The sequence below is a fragment of the Zoogloea sp. LCSB751 genome, assembly GCF_002028455.1.
GTDB lineage: Bacteria > Pseudomonadota > Gammaproteobacteria > Burkholderiales > Rhodocyclaceae > Zoogloea.
In genome coordinates, this window is sequence record NZ_MWUM01000013.1 from 1 (window position 1) to 17,381 (window position 17,381).

The window sequence follows — 17,381 nt, forward strand, 5'->3', positions numbered from 1 at the left end:
TGAAGACCGCCGCGCCTGCTCAACCATGGCTGAGCAGGTGCATGAAGCGCCTCAAACACAAAATTCCTGACACTCCCGCGCACGACAGGCGCAACCGCAAGCCCTGCTTGCCATGACTCACGGCAACGCCGGCAAAGGGTCCCTGGCGCATGGATGCCGAATACCAGGAGAACTACCTATGGGCCTGCGGAATGATCGCGGATGAAGCCAGGAAGTTGCTGGGGATCATTCAGAGGAAAAGCCGTTCACAACAGCGGTGATGGCAGCATTCGTCGACAATCGGCGAATCATCAGATGGGTGGCGGCCGTAAAGCCTTCCACAGCCCTTTACGGGACGACAAAGACAGGATGCCGCGCATTCATCAGTGATGGCGCAGAGATAAAAACAAAACCCCCAACTCCTCGTGAGAGTCGGGGGTTTCAAAGGCTTTCACCTCAAGCACCTACCCGGGGGCGGGTGCTTGTCTCCGGGGGAGATTAGGCGAAGGTGAACACGTCGCCGTTAGTCAGGTGGTTAGCAGCGGCAACACCCGAAGTAGACAGATCGCTCACACCAGCCAGCTTGACGATGACATCAGTGGTAGCCACGGTTGCACCAGCAGTACGGTCTTCAACGAGGTAGACATCGTTGCCCCAGGTGAACCACTTGGTCAGCGCAGCGGTAGCAGTACCTGCACCTGCAGCAGCCAGGTCCAATGCAGCGCCCAAGTTTTGAGCAGCGGACACATCAACCTTAGTCGTGCTGAAAGTGTTGGTGCCACCAAGGCCCGTACCCAGCAGGGAGATGGTGTCGCCCTTGGTCAGGTCAGAGATAGTGGTGATGTGAATGGAACCATCCAACACTGCAGCTTGGGTAGCGCCAGCACCAGCGGTGACGTTGGAAGTCGTAACACGTACGTCAAAGATGTCGTTGCCGCCGTTACCAGTCAGGGTCGACGAGAATGCACCGGTCGTCAGGGTATCAACAGCGGAACCACCCTTCACGGTGATGCCAGCAGCAGCGGCATTAACGTTGGCCAGGTTGATGGACAACTTGCCAGTAGCAGCGGAACCATCAATAGTGGTCACACCCGTCGTTGCGCCAGCAGTACCAAAGCCGGTAACGAAGGTCACGCCCAGAGCCTGGGCCCCATCGATGGTCAGGGTCTTGGCAGCAGCATCCGTCAATGCGATGGAGTTGTTGACAACACCAGCAGCAGCGCCGGAGTGAATGGTTACGTTCTCGATACCAGCCAGCGACAGCGTGCCTGCGCCGATTGCGGTCGGAGACGCAGCAGTACCCGTCGTATTCGCACCGAAAGTGATGGAGTACGCATCAGCGGTACCCGTCACACCGGAAAACGCCAGGGTGGTAGTACCAGCAGTGTTGGTATTGACAGCCAGCGACTGAGCTTGGGTGACGTTGTTAAACGTACCGCCACCAGCGACCAGCTCCAGACCCGTGATGGTGGAGGCAGTGATCAGGGAGGCGTCGAGAACGTTGTTACCCAGGCCAAGAATTTCAAAGTTCTTGAACTGTGCAGCGTTACCAGCGTTGAGCAGGGTCGAAGCAACCGTATCAACACCGTCACCACCGTCGATGACGGTCACATCAGTCGCAGTGGACTGAGCCGTAACGGTCGTACCGAGCAGGGAGTCGTTACCAGCCCCCAGATTCACGGTGGAGCCCGCAACCAAACCGCCAGCCAAAGTCACCTTATCGTTGCCAGCACCAGCATCGATCGTGGCCTTGGAAGTGCCGACCACAGTCGCGGAGAAGGTATCGTTGCCCGAACCGGTCTTGATGGTCGTTGCAGCAGCAGTGTTGCTCAGGGTCAAGTCACCCGTTGCAGCGGAGCCGTCGATGGTCGCCAGCTTGGTGTTGTTGGTGCTGTCCAGATTCAGAGCCAGAGCAGCAGAGCCAGTGATGGTAGCGCTGGTCAGGGTGGTGTTGCCCGCACCGGTGCTAACCGTCAGAGCACTCTTGGAGCCAGTCGCATTAACCGTCACGCTCTTCGCGGCCGCATCGCTAACGGTGGTGTTGGCAATGCCGCCAGTACCCGCAGCTTGAGCGGCGCCAGCAGAGGTATAGCCCGTACCATCGACGTTCAAGGTCAGAGCGTGACCAACCTTAGCGTTGGTGATATTCACAGCTGCTGCAGTCGCAGTAGCGCCCTTAATAGTCACGGTGGTTAGCCCTTGACCCTTGATAGCGGTGTCAGAATTCACCGTATCCAAAGTCACGGTCGTAAGAGTCGTACCCTTAGCAGTGGTCGAACCGTTAGCAACCGTGTCAATGTTGTCGATGGTCTGACCACCGGTTTGGGTCAGAGTCACGGAAGTCAGCGCCGCACCAGTAATGGTGCTAGTAGCAGCACCACCGGTCACGCTAACAACCTTGCCGCCGTTAATGGTATTCACTTGAGCGGCGGACGAAACCAGGGTCAGATCGGTCGTGTCGGCGACCTTGACAGAGGTGTCCGTAGTGCCATTACCAGCGGAGGTAATTTCAACAGAGGTGAGGCCAGCAATACCGGACAGATCAGCTTGAGCAGCCGTATCACCAAAGGAACCGTTGGTCGTTACCTTCAGAACCTCAACGTTCTTGACGGTGAAGCCAGCCGGGAAACTAAACGCAGCACCAGCAGCAGTCGCCGTATCAGCAATAGCCAGAGTATCGGTACCAGCGCCACCATCAACAGAGTCCAGACCACCCAGAACCGGCTTGGCCGTCGTGTTGGTAGCGGAAATGGTGTCGTTACCCGAGGTGCCAACGATGGTATCCACACCGTCAGTGAGCGTGAGAGTCTGACCATTGGAATTGCCGGAGTTGGCAATAGCAGCCTCAATCGCAGCGTTGCTGGAGACATCGGTGGTGTTGGTCACACCGGCGATCACGGACTGCAGGCTGGCGATGGAGGTCGCGGAACCCAGCTGATTGATGGTGTAGTACTTGGCAACGGTGACCTGGTTGTCGAAGGCCTTGGAGGCCGCACCCCAGGTAGCGTCGGTGGCAGGAACATTGTCCAGCGCGTTGATCAGGGCCAGGACCACGTTGGCGCGGGAAGCACCGCCGTTCAGCAGCGCAGCGGCGTAGGTAGCCACGTTGCCCTTGTCGGTAGCGTTGACGGTAGAGCCAACCAGCGCGTCCAGGAACTTGGTGGCGAACTGTTCGTTGCTGTAGAAGTCAGGGTAGATGGCCTTGAAACCATCGGTGTTCACCAGGGCGTTGACCAGGGCGGTCTGGTTGCTGCCGAACGGGGCCAGCAGGTTCAGGTAGGTGGCGCCGGGGGCAGCGTCGAACACGCCGACGACGGTCTTGACGATCAGGTCTTGCTGAGCGGTGTTGAGAGCCATATTAAAACTTCTCCTAGCTAGGATGAGAAACGACTTCCGGATATTCCGGGTCTATGACATGCGGCGCCCAGTTTAGCCAAGCGCGCATTTTCCGATGTGACCGCAGTCACAAAAGACGGATCCGGTACAAAAAAACCACTAGTAGCGATATCGCGCGCCGAAGTATAGCCCAAGGTTGTTGAGCTCAAACAAGCCGATATTGGACTGCTGGCGGAAGTGTTCGAGGCTCGCAACCCCCTCCCAGTGGGCGTCCACCGGGCGCACGATTTCGAGCCTCAACGCACTGCGGCGAATATGACGTTCCGCGTTGTACTGGAGCAACGGGCTATAGCCATCAGTGTCACGGACGCTGCCAAGGCTGGCCTCCAGCTTGACAACGTGCTGCGCACCGCGCCAGCTGCCATTGATTTGTAGTTCGTTCCAGCGCTGGGCGCCACCCGGACGATCGGAACTCTGGGGATGATCCCTGGCCAGGCGCAGATCGCTGTCGAGGCTCCAGCTGCCGCTGCTGCAGTTCAGCCCCAGGCGCAGGCCGAGTTGGTGGCCGTCGAGTTCGCCGAGGGTCGGATATTCCCGTTGCACGGCGTCCATGCCGAGGCGCGGACGGCAGCCCTGGGCCTTCCACAGGTACTGGGCCACCAGCCGGTTTTCGGCGAGCAGGTGAACGCCGCCGAACTGCTGGTCGACGCGGGCGATCTGCAGGGCCAGATCGCCGCCGGGCAGCCGCTTCATCACGCTGGCATCGAACTGGCCGAGGGCGTAGTCGCTCTCCCCCGCCGGGGAATCGCGCAGGCGCCCGCGGGCATGGAGCATGAGGAACCAATCGGACGTGAGCGGCCGCAAGGCCTGGCCCTGGGTATCGAAAACAGCAGCGGCGCCCTGGCGGGGGCGCGTGGCGAGGGCCAGGCGCACGGGGCCTTCCGGCAGGGTCAGCAGGGTGGTGTCGGCCGCCGGGGCACCATTGAGATTGCTTTCCCAGCCCACATGCATGCCCACTTCCAGGCCGAGCTGCCAGACCGGCGGTTTTTCGTCGGGCAGGCTTTCCCAGCTGTGCAGCCGGGCCTGGAGGTGCTGCCGCGCCGGCGGCGGCAGGGACGACAGGGCCAGCAGTCCACGGGCCAGTTCCTTGGCGGCGGGATAGTCGCCGAGGCCGGCCAGCGCGTCGGCATAGTCGATGCGCGCACCGGCATGGTCCGGCGCCAGCAGGATGGCCCGCTCCAGGCTCTCGGCCGCTTCCGCCAGCCGGCCGCTGGCGAGCAGCAACGCGCCCCGCTGGGCGAACCAGCCTGCATCGCCGGCACACAGCTCGGCGGATTCGTCCAGTTGGCGCAGCGCCACGTCGCGGGCGCCGGGCTCGTCGGGCAGACTCGTGGACACGGGCGGACAAGCCGCCACAGCAGGCAGCGCAAGGCATGCAGCCAGGCCGAACAGGCGCCTGAGGATAGGGACGAGTGCGATGATGAAACGAATGAAGGCGGGGCTCGCTTTATAGCATGGGGCCGCAGCGCGAACCAACCGCACCGCGGCCCCGGCCGTCAGGCGCTGGCCACCAGGCGGATGTGGGGATGTTGTTCGTCGCCCGCCGGGGCCAGGGCCGGCAGGAACAGGTTGCGGGGGCGTTGCAGGCCTTCGAGCAGGAAGCTGCCCACGCCGATCAGGCCGGCCTCCGGCAACTGGGCTGCCGCCCCCGGGCCGACGACGATGGGGGAGGCCAGCTCCACGCTCATGCCTTGCAGGCGCACCGCGACGGTGACCGTTTCGCCCAGCGCAGTATGGGTGCGGCGTTCGGCGGTGCCGAAGGAGCCGACCAACGCCTTGCCGGTTTCCAGGCCGACGCCCAGGGCCAGCGGCTCCAGGCCGGGAGGCGCTTCGGCGGGCAACAGGGCCGTGACTTCGCGCACAAGTTCCTGGGCGGCCTGCAGGGCCCGCTCGGGATGCTGGCTACAGGACTCGGGGGCGTTCCAGATCGCCATGATGGCGTCGCCGACGAATTCTTCGATAATGCCGCCATGGGCACGCACCACACGCTGCGCCGTGGAAAAGAAGGCGTGCAGCAGCGCGGCCGCCTCTTCGGGCGGACGGGCCTCACAGTAGGCGGAGAAGTTGCGCAGATCGGCAAACAGCACGCTGATTTCGCGGCGCTCGGCCTCGATGGTGCCGACGGGCTCGCGCAGCGCGATCTGGGCGGCGACCTGCTCAGGCAGGTAGCTAGACAGATTGCGGTACAGGCGCTCGCGTTCGAGCCGGGCCAGGACGAACTCCACGCTGGCCAGGGCGATGCCGGCCAGCGCAGCGAAGAGCGCCGGGAACAGCCAGCCGACCCACAGACCGGAAGTCAGCAGCAGCGCGGCGTGCAGCCCATAAGCCGAGGCGGCGATGCCGATGCCGAACAGCGGCAGCATGTAGCGGCGCTTTTGCCCGCCATGCGCCACCAGCAGCATCAGCGCGCCGCCCGCCAGCACGGCGAAGGCCAGCTGCAGGGCCCAGGCGGCACGCGGGGTATAGGGCAGGCGACCGTCGAGCAGGCCGGCGATGAACTGGGCATGCACCTCGACGCCGGCGGCATTGGCCGCCAGCGGCGTGGTGACCGTGTCGCCAAGGCCGAAGGCCGTTGCGCCGACCAGCGCGATGGCGCCGCCGAGGAGATCGGGCGGCACCCGGCCGTCGAGCACGTCCGCGGCCGAAACGGCAGTCAGTGCCGCGCGCGGCAGGGTGTAGCCGAGACGGGTGGTGCCATCGGCATCCAGCGGTACGCTCAATCCAAGCTCGGGCATGCGTAGCCAGCCGTGGGGGCCGAGCCAGCCCTGCCCGCCTTCGTAGCGCAGCGCGGGCGCGTCCTGGTTACCGAGCCCCAGCAGGGCCAGCGCCGGGTAGGCGCGGGATTGATGGCAGATCACCGGGGCGATGCGCCGCACGCCACCGTCGGCATCCAGAGTCGGCGTGATGTGGCCGGCGCCCGTGGCCAGCTGGGCAGTGTTGGCGACGTAACCGCCGGCCACCGGGAACGGGGAAGCCCCCGTACAGGAGAGCCCCGACAGCGCGCCCGACAGTTGTCCGACGCGGCTGGCGTCGGGATTCAGTGCAAAAATCTGCCCCACATGCAGCGGGTTGCCCGCCTGGGCCTGGGCCAGCGCCTTGTCTCCGTCACGAGCTTCGGGAAAGGCGATGTCCATCAGCTGCACCCGGGCGCCCTGTTGCGCGAGGGCGGCGGACAGTTCGGCAACGCGCTCCCGCGGCCAGGGCCAGGCGCCAACACGGGCCAGGCTGCTTTCGTCGATATCGACGAGCACGACACGACGCTCCGCGGCGCCGGGATGCCCCGCGGCCATCTGCCACAGGGGGTCGCCGCTGCGCTCTTCCGCGCTCTTGAGCAGATCGGGCGCCGTGAAGCCCAGCGATACGGCCACCACGGCGGCCACCCCGAGCGCGAGGCTCCGCAGCGAGGCGGGCTGCATCAGCCGCTGGGCGATGCGCCCCGACATCAGCGCTTCCACAATGTCACACCGGACAGGGTGCCCTGGGGCACGACCTTATTGAACAGGTAGCCGGCCTGGCTGCCATCCATCGTTACCGCGCCGGCCACTTGGGTGCCGCCTTCGGTGACGGCGAAGATGCCGTCGTCCCGCACCTTGCCCACCGACTGCAGCAGCACCGAACCGGTCTGTGCATGGGACAGGTTGAGGCCCGTCGCGAAATTGCGCTGCACGAAATCGATCTTCAGCCAGCCGCCTTCGATGCGTCCGGCACTGATGCCGCCATCGTTCTGCAACAGGCTCACCTGGCCGCTGCTCAGTGCGAAGCTGCCCTGCCCCAGCTGCGTGGACAGCACCGGGATGTCGCTCGGGGCACGGAACAGTGCGAAATAGGCGTCGCCGACGGTGACCTTGCGCCCGTCACTGGCCACGGCATAAGACCCGGTCATCGTGTCGCCGGCACGGATTGTGTTGCCCCAATGGCCCCACTGCAAGACAGCGGTGGCCGGGGAGTCCTGCGGCGTCGTCGGGATGGTCGGCACCGGGGGCGGCGGCGTGACGACCACCGGATCCTGCGGCGTGACCGGTGGCACCGGATTGCGCGACTGGTTGGTGGTGGTGTCGGCACCGGTTTTTTCCACCGCGGCCATCAGGGCCTGGCGGGAGGCGGACTCCTGGGGCACCGGCGGCGTGGAGATGTCGGGGCCTTTGCCGTTGAGCGGCACGATGCGCGCCGGCTGCACGCCGTTGAGTTCCAGCAGGACGCGGCCCATGGTGTCGGACAGCTCGCGGGAGCCCGCGGTGGCACAGGGCCCGAAGGACTGGGCGATACAGCCGCCGCCGAAAGGTGCGACGACGATGGCACCCTGGTTGACCACCGCACGCAGGTTGTCGGCGGCAGCCTGGACGACGAAATCCGTCCCGCGCACACCGATTGCCGCCAGCGGCGTATTGAGACGGAAACGGTCTTTGTGGGCCTTGGCGGCATCGCCGGTGATCGAACGCACCACGCCTTCGTCCAGGCGGAAGCGGATCGCCGTATTGGCAGCGGTCGTGTCGTATTGCTCCACGGTCAGCCGGGAGCCCGGACGCACGCTGAGGAAACCGCCATCGACAAAACGCAGGTGCACATGGCCGTTGGCAGTGGTTTCGACGCGGTCACCCGCCGCGATACGCTCCCCCGCAACGGCCGGGCGGGCAGCGCCCGCCGCATCGACGACGCGAGCCTGGCCGATGACGAAGCGGATCTCCCCCGCATCTGCGGCCAGGGCCGACACGGACGCCGTCAGCACCTGCACGGAAAGCAGGGCCTTGCAGAGCAGATTGAGGGCGCGCGCAGAAGAAACGGTCCGCATCATGGCTGGATTTACGGGGTTGATGGTTCTAATGAATAATAGGCGCCCATTGGATGCACGTATGTGCGCACAATCACATGAGGCCCGGGAGAAACCCGGTGCCGATTTCGCCCGTATCTTTTCAGCCCCCGATTTCCCGTTTCCAGCCAATGTCGATCGACCCTGCCGTTCTGCAGCAGATTCCGCTATTGCGCGACTTTCCGGAATCGGCACTGGACGGGCTGGCGGCACATGCCATCGGACGCAAGCTGGCACGCCGGGAAGTGGTGCTGAACAAGGGCGATATTCCGCAATTCCTCCCGATCCTGCTCGACGGACGATTGCAGGGCATCGACTTTACGCTGGACGGCCGCGAGGTCGGCCTGTATTTCGTCGGCCCGGGGGATTTCTTCGGCGAGCTCGCGGTGATCGACCGCCAGCCGATGTCCGAAACCATCATTGCGCTGACGCCGTCGCAGATCATGCTGCTCCCCAAGGAGCAGACCCGTTCGCTGATGTTCTCGACCCCCGGCGTGGCGGAGCAGGTCACGCTGCGCCTGGCGGCGCGGCTGCGGGCGATCGGCGGGCAGCGGCTCCTGCTCGCCATTCCCAATCCGCTGCAGCGGCTGTGTGCCCAGCTGCTGCAAATGGCCCGCGATGCCGGCAATGCGCCGGATACCGACACGCAGACGATTCCGGCGATTCCGACCCACCAGGAAATCGCCATCATGATCAACGTCAGCCGCGAAACGGTGACGCGCGCCTTTCAGCAATTGCAGAATCAGGAAATCCTGCGCCGCGACGGTTCGCAGTTGCTGATCCTCAAGGCGAACACCCTCGAAGAAATGGCGGCCGGCGATTAGGACCTGTCAGGCGCGCCTGAAAATCCAGTAGCGGCCGAGCAGAAAACCGATCACCGAAATGACCGGCAGGGAAACGATCTTGCCGGCCAGTACGTTTCCCAGCCAATGATGGGAGGCCGTCACGAAGGCCATCGTGATGCCGTAATTGACCGACACCACGATGCCGTATTTGACGGCACTCGAAACCGAGCTCGATGTGCCGAAGGTCACCTTGGCGTGGCAGAGATAATTGAACACCAGCCCGGCGACGAAACCGGCCGACACCGCCGTGCCGTAGAACACCCCGCTGCGGATCAGCCCTTCCATCACGGCGATGTCGAGCAGGGCGCTGAGGACGCCGATGCTCAGATAGATGAGGAACTGGCGCTGGATCATTGCCCGGCCGGCTTGCGCGCCTTGACGCTGCCCCGCCGGTGCAGCACGCGGCGCGGCACGGAGGCCATGTCGCCGGCGACGAAGGCCAGGATGAACTGCAACCCCATCAGCAACGGGATGGCCGCCAGCATGACGGTGCCGGCCGGCGTGGTCAGGCCGCGGCTCGCCGATTGAATCCAGTGGTAGGCGCCGAAGATCCCACCCGCCAGCATCATCAGTACCCCGAGCGGCAGCTCGATCGACCCCACCGACATGTCGCGGAGATAGTAGTTGTAGAAGATGCGCTTGCCGAAATTGCGGATGTTCTTCAGCAGGAACTCGCCGGCGACCTTGGAAATCTTCAGGTTGCTGACTTCGTCGCCGTAGTGGGCATCCATCGGCACATCGACGACCACCGCCCTCAGGGTGTTGAGCCGGAACAGGAGGTCGGTCTCGAAGAAGTAGCGACGGCTGATCTTGCCGAAAGGCAGGTGGCGGGCCACGTCCCGGTGGATCGCCGTATAGCCGTTGGTAGGGTCGAACAGGTCCCAGTAGCCCGACGACAGCTTGGTGATGAAGGACAGGGCCGCGTTGCCAAACAGGCGCACCTTCGGCATCGCATGGATTTCTTCCAGATCGAAGAAGCGGTTGCCCTTCGTGTAGTCGGCTTCGCCGGCGACGATGGGCTCGATGAAATCGGGGATCAGTGCCGGATCCATCTGACCGTCGCCGTCGATCTTGACGAAGATGTCCATGCCGTCGCGGATCGCCACCTGGTAGCCGTGCATGACGGCGCCGCCGACGCCCTGGTTGACCTCGTTCTGCAACACGACGACGCGCGGATCGCCGCAATTCTGCCGCACGAATTCGCCGCTCCCGTCCGGACAGCAGTCATCCACGACGTAGATGCGGCTGCATTCCGGGCCGATGCGCCCGATCACGTCGAGAATGTGCCGCTTCACCTTGTAGCTGGGTATGACTACCGCAACGCGTACGTGATCACTCACGAGCATCCTTTCAATTCGTTTCGATCTCGAGATGCGAGACCTGGGCCTTGATGTCGCCATTCATGCCCAGATAGACCTCGCCGGTCGACGCCCCCACCGGGACCGGCACGGCCTCGACGAAATCGACCGGATCGGACGAGCACACGACCTGCCGGTAATAGGGTGCGCCCACATCCCAGTTGATTTGCGCAATGAAACTGCCGGCCCCTGCGTCGCAGCGGAAGCGGACGCGGTAACGGGCCACACTGGCGCCCTCCAGCCGGAAACCGGAAATCACCCGGGACTGGGGTGCCGCCAGCAGCGGTTCGCCCGCCGAGGCGAGCTGCAGCACGCTACGGTAGAGGGTCTCACGCTCCGCCAGACGATACAGGATCGTGGAGCCAACCCGCCGCTCGGGCACGCCGAAACGGGCCAGATGGTCGCGCAGCAGGCGGCGCGCGCCGACCGCCTGGGCCGGTGCGGCCAGATCCCAGACGACGAAGCGGATCTTCTCCGTGCGCATGAATTCGCCCACGTCGGCGATGCCTTGCCAGCCGTTGAAGCGGTCCGCCCGGCCCGGCGCATACCAGGTCACATAGTAAGGTGTGCCGTGCAGGGCCGCCCCATAGGGCACATCGACGTCGTACAACACCCGCTCGCCCGGGAAATCCCGGCTCACGTATTCGGTGAGCAGCTTCGCCGGAGCCAGGCGTTCGGTGAGCACCTGGCGACCGGCCGCGGTGAAGGCCTGCTGGGGCGCTTCGTCGAAGAACCACGACACGCCGGGCAGAAAATACAGGTTGATCGCCACAAAGGCACACAACACGGATTTCACCAGCCACTGCCGCCCCTCCTCCGCGCCGACCGTGGCCAGGCTGCCGAGCACGACCGCCGCCAGCGGGAGCACCGGAAACAGGTAACGCCAGTACTGGGTGGCGGCAAACATCGCCAGGCCAAAGCCGGCCAGCGGCAGCAACACGCCCCAGGCGACCCGGCGCGACACTGTCAGGCACAGGCTGACGATGGCTAGCGGAAGGGGCAGCAGGTACTGGAAGCCGGCAACGAAATCCTTCGACTCGAAGAACTCTCCGGTGCGGAAGAAGATCCGCCAGTAGTTCTCCAGGTTCATGCCCTTGATGTAGCGGGCGTCCGAGAAATTGACCGGCGGAAAATAGGGCGACTTGAAGATGCCGTTGTACAGCGGGAACAGAGGATTGCCGGTCAGCCGCCAGGCCGCCAGATAGGAATGCAGCGCGACGCCTGCCAGCAGCAGGACCAGCACCGCCAGCCAGCCGATGCGCAGATCGCTGAACGGTGCCCGGCGCAGGCCGTTGAAGCCATAGGCCGCCAGCAGGCTCACCCCCAGCACGGCCCCCGGCAGCTTGGTCGCGCAGCACATCGCCGCAATGGCCAGCACGGCCAGCAACTGCGCCCCCGGCGGCACATCGTCCCGGCCGAGCAGCACCCGGACTCCGGCCGCCGCCAGCAGGCCCAGGAACAGTTCGGTCTGCAAGGTAGTGAGCAGGTTGGCGACGATCGGCGTACTGGCAAACAGGACCAGCCCGAGCAGACGAGCCCCTTCTCCGTTGCCGCCATTCAGCAGCCCGCCCAGCACCCACAACTGGCGCAGCAACAGGAGCAGCAACGCGATATTCAGGGCGCTGCGCGCATCCTCGGCGGCCACCAGCGACACGATGCCGTGCAGGAGATCCACCGCGAACGGGGCAATGGCCCAGATCTGCCCGGTCACGTCGAAGCTGTAGCGATGCTGGTGACTCAGTTCGGCCCACATCCGCAGATGGAGGGCGTTGTCGTCGAAGCCGACGGAAGGGAACAGGGCGAAACGCGCCACATACCCCATAACCAGGACCGCGGCGACCGCCGGCCGGAAAGGCAACTGCGCCAGCCCCTCGCGCGCGTCGCGCCAGGCCTCCGCCCACAGGACGCCGTAGCGCGCCCTGAAAGCCGGCCGCAGGGCCGCCAGCAACGGCAAGGCAAGAACGCCGCAATACAGCGGACGGTCATTGACCGGAAAATGGATCAGCCCGCCGAAGAACGCCAGATTGAGCCCCAGCCCGACGAACAACGCCGCATCCGGCAACAGCCCGGCCGACGCTTGCCGACTGGCCCGCTCCAGCACGATGCGGCCCAGCACCCAGGACGCGACCAGAAACAGGCCGACCGCCAGGCTCTGTGCCAGCCCGGCCCCCAGCACCAGATAAAGCAGCACGCAGCCCACCAGGCCGGGCAGCGCGAAGCGGCCAGCCAGCCGGCGCAACAGGGCCGCCAGCACGACGCCACCGAGCGACCACAGGGCGAAATCGACCAGCACCCGCGGCCGCCAGTAAAAAGGCAGCGCCGACGAATAGTGCACCACGCCGGCCAGCGTCAGGCACAGGGAGAGCAGCAGCAGCCCGGGCAGCAGCCGGCCCCAGGCCGCGCCGGGCGCCCCCGGCGCACGGATCCCCATCACACCATCCAGACGGCCGTCAGTCGTCATGTGCTTTTCTTCCGCCTTGCCCGATACGCATCGATCGCCAGCCCGTCAAACACTGGACGTCGTCTCGGGCTGCTCGGAAAGCAGCGCCTTGACGCGATCCCGCGGCATGCCGAACAGGCCGTTCTCGCGCCAGATGTACTCGTCCTGGATGATCAGGCCGTTTTCCCGGTAGAAGGAGGCCACGCTGATCAGCATTTTCTTCGGATCGTAGCGGCTCTGCAGATAGCGCTCCTTCATGTCCACGTCTTTGCGGAAGATGTAATGCTCGTGCCAGACCCATGAGCCCGGGCTGTTGAGCAGACACTTGCCCTGGCGGCGCAGGGCCATCGAGACCCCGGCATCTTCGAACACGTTGGGATAGCCGGCGTGGAGCAGCGGCGCGGGGTTGTCGAGGAACAGCGTCGCGCCGATCGGCGACCAGTCGAGATCGCGGAATTCGGCGGTGGCCAGATCGTCGATGCTGGCCTCCTGATCGTACAGCTTGAGGTCGATGAGTTCGTCGTCGAGGTGGGCGATGTAGCCGCCGGAGAACTGCAGCTTGCGGTTCGGGAACACCACCCGGCAGCACACCGCCCCCACGTTTTCATGGGCACGGGCGCGCACCAGCAGTTCCTCCAGCCAGCCCGGCTCGGCGATCTCGTCGTTGTCGAAGACGATGAACCAGTCACCCTTGGCCAGCTTCAGCGCCTCCCGTCGCCCGGCCGCCGGGCCGAGGTTGCTGTCGTTGTAGAAGACCTTCAGGGTCGGGAACCTGCCTTCGATCTCGGTCTTGATGAAGTCCACCGTCGCCGCGTCGGAGCCGTTGTCGAAGAGGATGATCTCGTGCGGTACGCGCACGGTCTCACGCAGGCTTTCAAGGGCTTCCAGCGTCTGGCGCTGCTTGCCGAAGGACAGCATGATGATCGACAGGAAACGGTCGAATTCACCGTTGCGGATGCCCTGGCGGGTACGCGCCTCGTTCTGGATGGTGGTGGTCGACCATTGCTGGTGGGAGTTCATCCGTTCCGTCGCCTGGCGTGCATGCAGGCGGTGGTGATAGACGAACTCGGGCAGATGCAGGAAAGCACCGCTCGGGTAATGGAAGGCGATGCGCATCAGCATGTCGTAATCCTGCGCCGAGTCGAAGCGCGGATCGAACAGGCCGACTTTCGTAAAGGCATCCCGCCGGATGACCTTGAAATGGGTCGCAAACATCCGCTCGAGGTTCTCCGCGAAGTAATCCTGGCGCGGCAGGTGCTCAAAGGAGATGCGGTTTACTTCCTTGTCGTTCTCGTCGATGTTGATGCGGCCGGTATGCAGATAAACGATGCCCGGATGCCAGGCGGCCACGCAGCGTTCGACGGCGTCCGGCGTCAGGTAGTCGTCGCAATCGAGGAAGCCGATCAGCAAGCCGGAGGACGCCACCAGTGCGCGGTTCTGCGCCCGGGATATGCCCCCGTTGGATTCGTTGTAGATCACCTTCAGGCGCGGATGCCCCTCCAGGCGCTGGAGGATCTCGCGCACGCGGCCATCCGGCGAAGCGTCATCGACGACAATGACCTCGACGTGGGGATAGGTCTGATCGAGGGCGCTGGCGATGCAGCGCTCGATGTAATCGGCGTGGTTGTACACCGGGATGACGATGCTGACCACCAGCTCACCCGACGGCGGCGTGGCCGGCAGCGCGGCCCGTGGTGCTTCATGGCGCAGGAAGCCGCGCATGCGCTGCTTGAGGCCAAAGGGAATGCGTGCGATCACCGGCTTCAACGCGTTCTGGCGATACACCCACAGGGCGGAATGCCACAGTGTTTCCTTGACCTGGCCACGCAGCCGGCCGAGCCGCTCGTTGCCACGCCGCAACGGAGCGGTCAGGCGCCAGGACAGGGAAGCCTCCATCCAGTCGTGGCGGCGGTGCCATTCGGCCGCATCGCGCTGGGCGTCGCCGAGCTGGCTCTCCAGCTCCGCCGACTTGCGCTGCAGGCGACCGAGTTGCTCCTGAAAGGCCGTCTGCATCGCCGATTGCTTGAGGAGGGCCGCTTCCAGTTCCTTCTGCAGTTCCAGGTCGTGGGCCTGGGCCTCCGTCAACAGGTGTGCGAGATGACGGTCGCGGGCCACCAGGCTCTGCAATTGCGCCGGCGTCCAGCGCGGCCCCCACTTGGCCAGCAGGCGCTTCAGCGCCGCAACGGCATCGCCCTCGTCGGCAACGACGCCCAGCCCTGCATTGCCATGAATACGGTAACTCGCTCCGATGGCGTCCACGTGCGCGAAGGGGCCGAACGCCGCCAGCTGCAGCCAGAAATCCCAGTCCTCGAAGAGGTCGAAGCTCTCGTCGAAACGACACCCCTCCGCCACCAGGCGACCGCGGAACAGCAGCGCATGGATGGGAATCGTGTTCTCGACCATCAGGCGGGCCGGATCGTAGGCCTCGTTGTAGACGCGGATGGTTTCCCACCCGCCATCTTCGCCGGCCCGCACGCAGCGCACGCCCGCATAGGCCGCCGCCACATCCGGCTGCGCTTCGAGTTGCGCGACCAAGCGCTCCACATGCTCGGGCTCCAGCCAGTCGTCGTCGTCGAGCAGCAGCAGGTACTCGCCCTGCGCCCGCTCCAGCCCCAGGTTGGCGGCGGCACTGCGCACCAGCCTTGCGCCCGTTCCCTCGACCCGCAGCGGAAAGCGGCCGCAGTGCTCAGCCAGCGCGCGATGCCCTTCCCCCCGGGCATTGACGACCAGCACCTCGATGTGAGGCCAGGTTTGCGCGGCGACCGACCTGAGGGCATCGTCCAGCTCGGGCCGGTCGGTACTGCGGATGATGATGGAAACAAGCTTCGAGCTTAAGGACAAAGTCATGGGAACGATCACAAGTCGGCGCACCAGCCCGCGGATCTGGAGTCGGGGGCCTGGGGATGCACGCCTCGGTTTTCATCAAAAGCGCCATCGAAAGCGCAGTGGATATAATTATACCAACATCCATGCAGCCTGATGTCGGGCGCCGTGCGGGCACCGAAACGTCCGCAGCGCCCACTCCGGGCGCCTGATACTTTGCAGCGACCATTTGGTCAAAATAAAAAAGCAAATAAGAACACGATCAAGATCCACCCTCATGAATAACAGCCTGAAAAGACTAACCACCATAACAATCCAGCCCTGGACCGCGGCATTTGTTGCAGCAATCCTGCTCATCGGACTTCTTTTTCAGGCGCTCATTCCACCATTTCAATCCCCCGACGAGTTTTCGCATGTCAAGCGCGCCTACATGCTTTCCAAAGGCCGGATATTCCTGAGCCACCCTCCCGGCCAGCAATATGCGGGAAGCGATATCGACAATGGACTCCTCGCGTATTTCGAGGTTTACAAGACTCTTCCTTATACAGCGGCCAACAAATTCTCCCAGGAAGAAAAACGGGCCGGCGAACAGATCAAATGGGCCCACGCCGGCACCTTCAGCCCGGCCCCGGGAACCGGCTATTACTTTCCGGCGGCCTACCTGCCCCAGGCGATGGGGCTCAGCATCGGAGAACAGCTGGATCTGAGCATCCACGACACCTACAAGCTGACGCGGGTCATCACTTTCGCCAGCACCCTGGCCGTACTGGTGCTGGCTTTCGCGGTATTTCCGGCCAGCCCCCTGCTACCCGCCCTGCTGGTGCTGCCGATGAATCTGCTGCAATTGCTGTCGGCAAGCCTGGACGGTTTCACGACAGCGCTGACGATACTTGCCCTCAGCCTGTTCGTGCGGCTGAGCTCCCGGGACAAGACCGACTCGCCGGCCGCATTCCTGCATGGGATGTGCGCCTGCCTGTTCATTGTCGCGACAAGCCGCATCCACATGCTGCCCTTGATCGCCCTTCCGCTCTTCATCTATTTTTCCAGCAGGAACCGCAGCGCCCTTATTTATTTCTTCGCACTTACGGCCAGCACCATTGCATGGACGGCCCTCTCGATAAAGGCCAGTTATATTGCCCTTGCCAACCCCGGGGCCAGCACCGGCAGCATCATCCACTTTTATGCCGAGCGCCCCGGGTCGGTTATCCAGCTCATTCTCACGACAATTCAGGATGAGAAACTGGCCGAGTTTTACACCCAGTCATTCATCGGCGTACTCGGCTGGCTCGACACCTATTTCACCCTGGATTTTTATGCCACCATCGTGCTTTTCATCCAGGTCATTGCCCTGCTTTCCCTATCGCTGGACAAGACGCGGCAAGGCATCGCCCGCCAGGTCTTTCTGTTATTCATTGCGGCAACATCGGCGATATTTGTATTCCTTGCGCTGCTGCTGACCTGGAACCCGTTGATGCCGAACGTGATTGCCGGAATCCAGGGCAGGTATTTCGTCGCCCCGGCCATTGTCTTCATATATGCCCTGAGTGGCAGCGCCCGTTTTTGCAGCAGCCGGGCACGAAAAATTGCCGCCATAGCGCTGGCATGCATGACGGCTTATTCGCTCGAAGCAACGGCCACCCTGATGGTTGAGCGCTATTTCCTGGTCGAGAAAAAGGATCCCGGCAGCATCATCACGCTGAAGATTCCATGAGGCGACACCCCGGCCCGGGCAC

The 17,381-nt window shown here is 64.0% G+C and carries 10 protein-coding genes; 2 read left to right on the forward strand and 8 right to left on the reverse strand.

What is annotated here, in order from left to right; genetic code table 11:
• Positions 1-477: 477 nt before the first annotated feature.
• The 4 genes from B4920_RS15055 to B4920_RS15070 all read right to left on the reverse strand — a co-directional run bounded on the left by B4920_RS15055 (position 478) and on the right by B4920_RS15070 (position 8,167).
• The gene (locus B4920_RS15055; protein WP_079435526.1) at positions 478-3,336 is read right to left on the reverse strand and encodes a hypothetical protein; all 2,859 of its coding nucleotides are present in this window, start codon (positions 3,334-3,336) and stop codon (positions 478-480) included.
• Positions 3,337-3,474: 138 nt separating this feature from the next.
• Positions 3,475-4,713, reverse strand: a complete 1,239-nt coding sequence (locus tag B4920_RS15060; protein ID WP_161493309.1) for a M48 family metallopeptidase — start codon at positions 4,711-4,713, stop codon at positions 3,475-3,477.
• A 158-nt stretch (positions 4,714-4,871) separates the two neighbouring features.
• Positions 4,872-6,818: a CHASE2 domain-containing protein gene (locus B4920_RS15065; RefSeq protein ID WP_079435528.1), complete on the reverse strand. Its 1,947-nt coding sequence runs from the start codon at positions 6,816-6,818 to the stop codon at positions 4,872-4,874.
• Positions 6,818-8,167: a FecR domain-containing protein gene (locus B4920_RS15070; RefSeq protein WP_079435529.1), complete on the reverse strand. Its 1,350-nt coding sequence runs from the start codon at positions 8,165-8,167 to the stop codon at positions 6,818-6,820. Before B4920_RS15070 ends, B4920_RS15065 begins: the two co-directional genes overlap by 1 nt.
• A gap of 146 nt (positions 8,168-8,313) precedes the next feature.
• Between B4920_RS15070 and B4920_RS15075 the strand changes: the two genes are divergently transcribed.
• Entirely contained in the window at positions 8,314-9,006 is a 693-nt protein-coding gene (locus tag B4920_RS15075; protein WP_161493310.1) for a Crp/Fnr family transcriptional regulator, read from the forward strand.
• Positions 9,007-9,012: 6 nt separating this feature from the next.
• Here B4920_RS15075 and B4920_RS15080 read toward each other — a convergent pair whose 3' ends face one another.
• Genes B4920_RS15080 through B4920_RS15095 form a run of 4 tightly spaced genes read right to left on the reverse strand, consistent with a single transcriptional unit; the run spans position 9,013 to position 15,672 of the window.
• Entirely contained in the window at positions 9,013-9,381 is a 369-nt protein-coding gene (locus B4920_RS15080) for a GtrA family protein (RefSeq protein WP_079435531.1), read from the reverse strand.
• The gene (locus B4920_RS15085) at positions 9,378-10,367 is read right to left on the reverse strand and encodes a glycosyltransferase family 2 protein (RefSeq protein ID WP_254050953.1); all 990 of its coding nucleotides are present in this window, start codon (positions 10,365-10,367) and stop codon (positions 9,378-9,380) included. The genes B4920_RS15080 and B4920_RS15085 overlap by 4 nt, the downstream gene beginning before the upstream one ends.
• A 10-nt stretch (positions 10,368-10,377) precedes the next feature.
• Positions 10,378-12,846: a hypothetical protein gene (locus B4920_RS15090; RefSeq protein WP_079435533.1), complete on the reverse strand. Its 2,469-nt coding sequence runs from the start codon at positions 12,844-12,846 to the stop codon at positions 10,378-10,380.
• 45 nt (positions 12,847-12,891) lie between these two features.
• On the reverse strand, positions 12,892-15,672 hold the full coding sequence (locus tag B4920_RS15095; RefSeq protein ID WP_079435534.1) for a glycosyltransferase: 2,781 nt from the start codon (positions 15,670-15,672) through the stop codon (positions 12,892-12,894).
• Between the two features lie 253 nt (positions 15,673-15,925).
• On the opposite strand from B4920_RS15095, the gene B4920_RS15100 reads away from it, so the two are divergent.
• The gene (locus tag B4920_RS15100) at positions 15,926-17,359 is read left to right on the forward strand and encodes a DUF2142 domain-containing protein (RefSeq protein WP_079435535.1); all 1,434 of its coding nucleotides are present in this window, start codon (positions 15,926-15,928) and stop codon (positions 17,357-17,359) included.
• Positions 17,360-17,381 lie beyond the last annotated feature (22 nt).

Coding starts and splice junctions, on each gene's coding strand:
- B4920_RS15070 (WP_079435529.1), bottom strand. CDS start 8,167: ATGATGCGGACCGTTTCTTCTGCGCGCGCCCTCAATCTGCTCTGCAAG.
- B4920_RS15095 (WP_079435534.1), bottom strand. CDS start 15,672: ATGACTTTGTCCTTAAGCTCGAAGCTTGTTTCCATCATCATCCGCAGT.
- B4920_RS15090 (WP_079435533.1), bottom strand. CDS start 12,846: ATGACGACTGACGGCCGTCTGGATGGTGTGATGGGGATCCGTGCGCCG.
- B4920_RS15080 (WP_079435531.1), bottom strand. CDS start 9,381: ATGATCCAGCGCCAGTTCCTCATCTATCTGAGCATCGGCGTCCTCAGC.
- B4920_RS15055 (WP_079435526.1), bottom strand. CDS start 3,336: ATGGCTCTCAACACCGCTCAGCAAGACCTGATCGTCAAGACCGTCGTC.
- B4920_RS15065 (WP_079435528.1), bottom strand. CDS start 6,818: ATGTCGGGGCGCATCGCCCAGCGGCTGATGCAGCCCGCCTCGCTGCGG.
- B4920_RS15075 (WP_161493310.1), top strand. CDS start 8,314: ATGTCGATCGACCCTGCCGTTCTGCAGCAGATTCCGCTATTGCGCGAC.
- B4920_RS15100 (WP_079435535.1), top strand. CDS start 15,926: ATGAATAACAGCCTGAAAAGACTAACCACCATAACAATCCAGCCCTGG.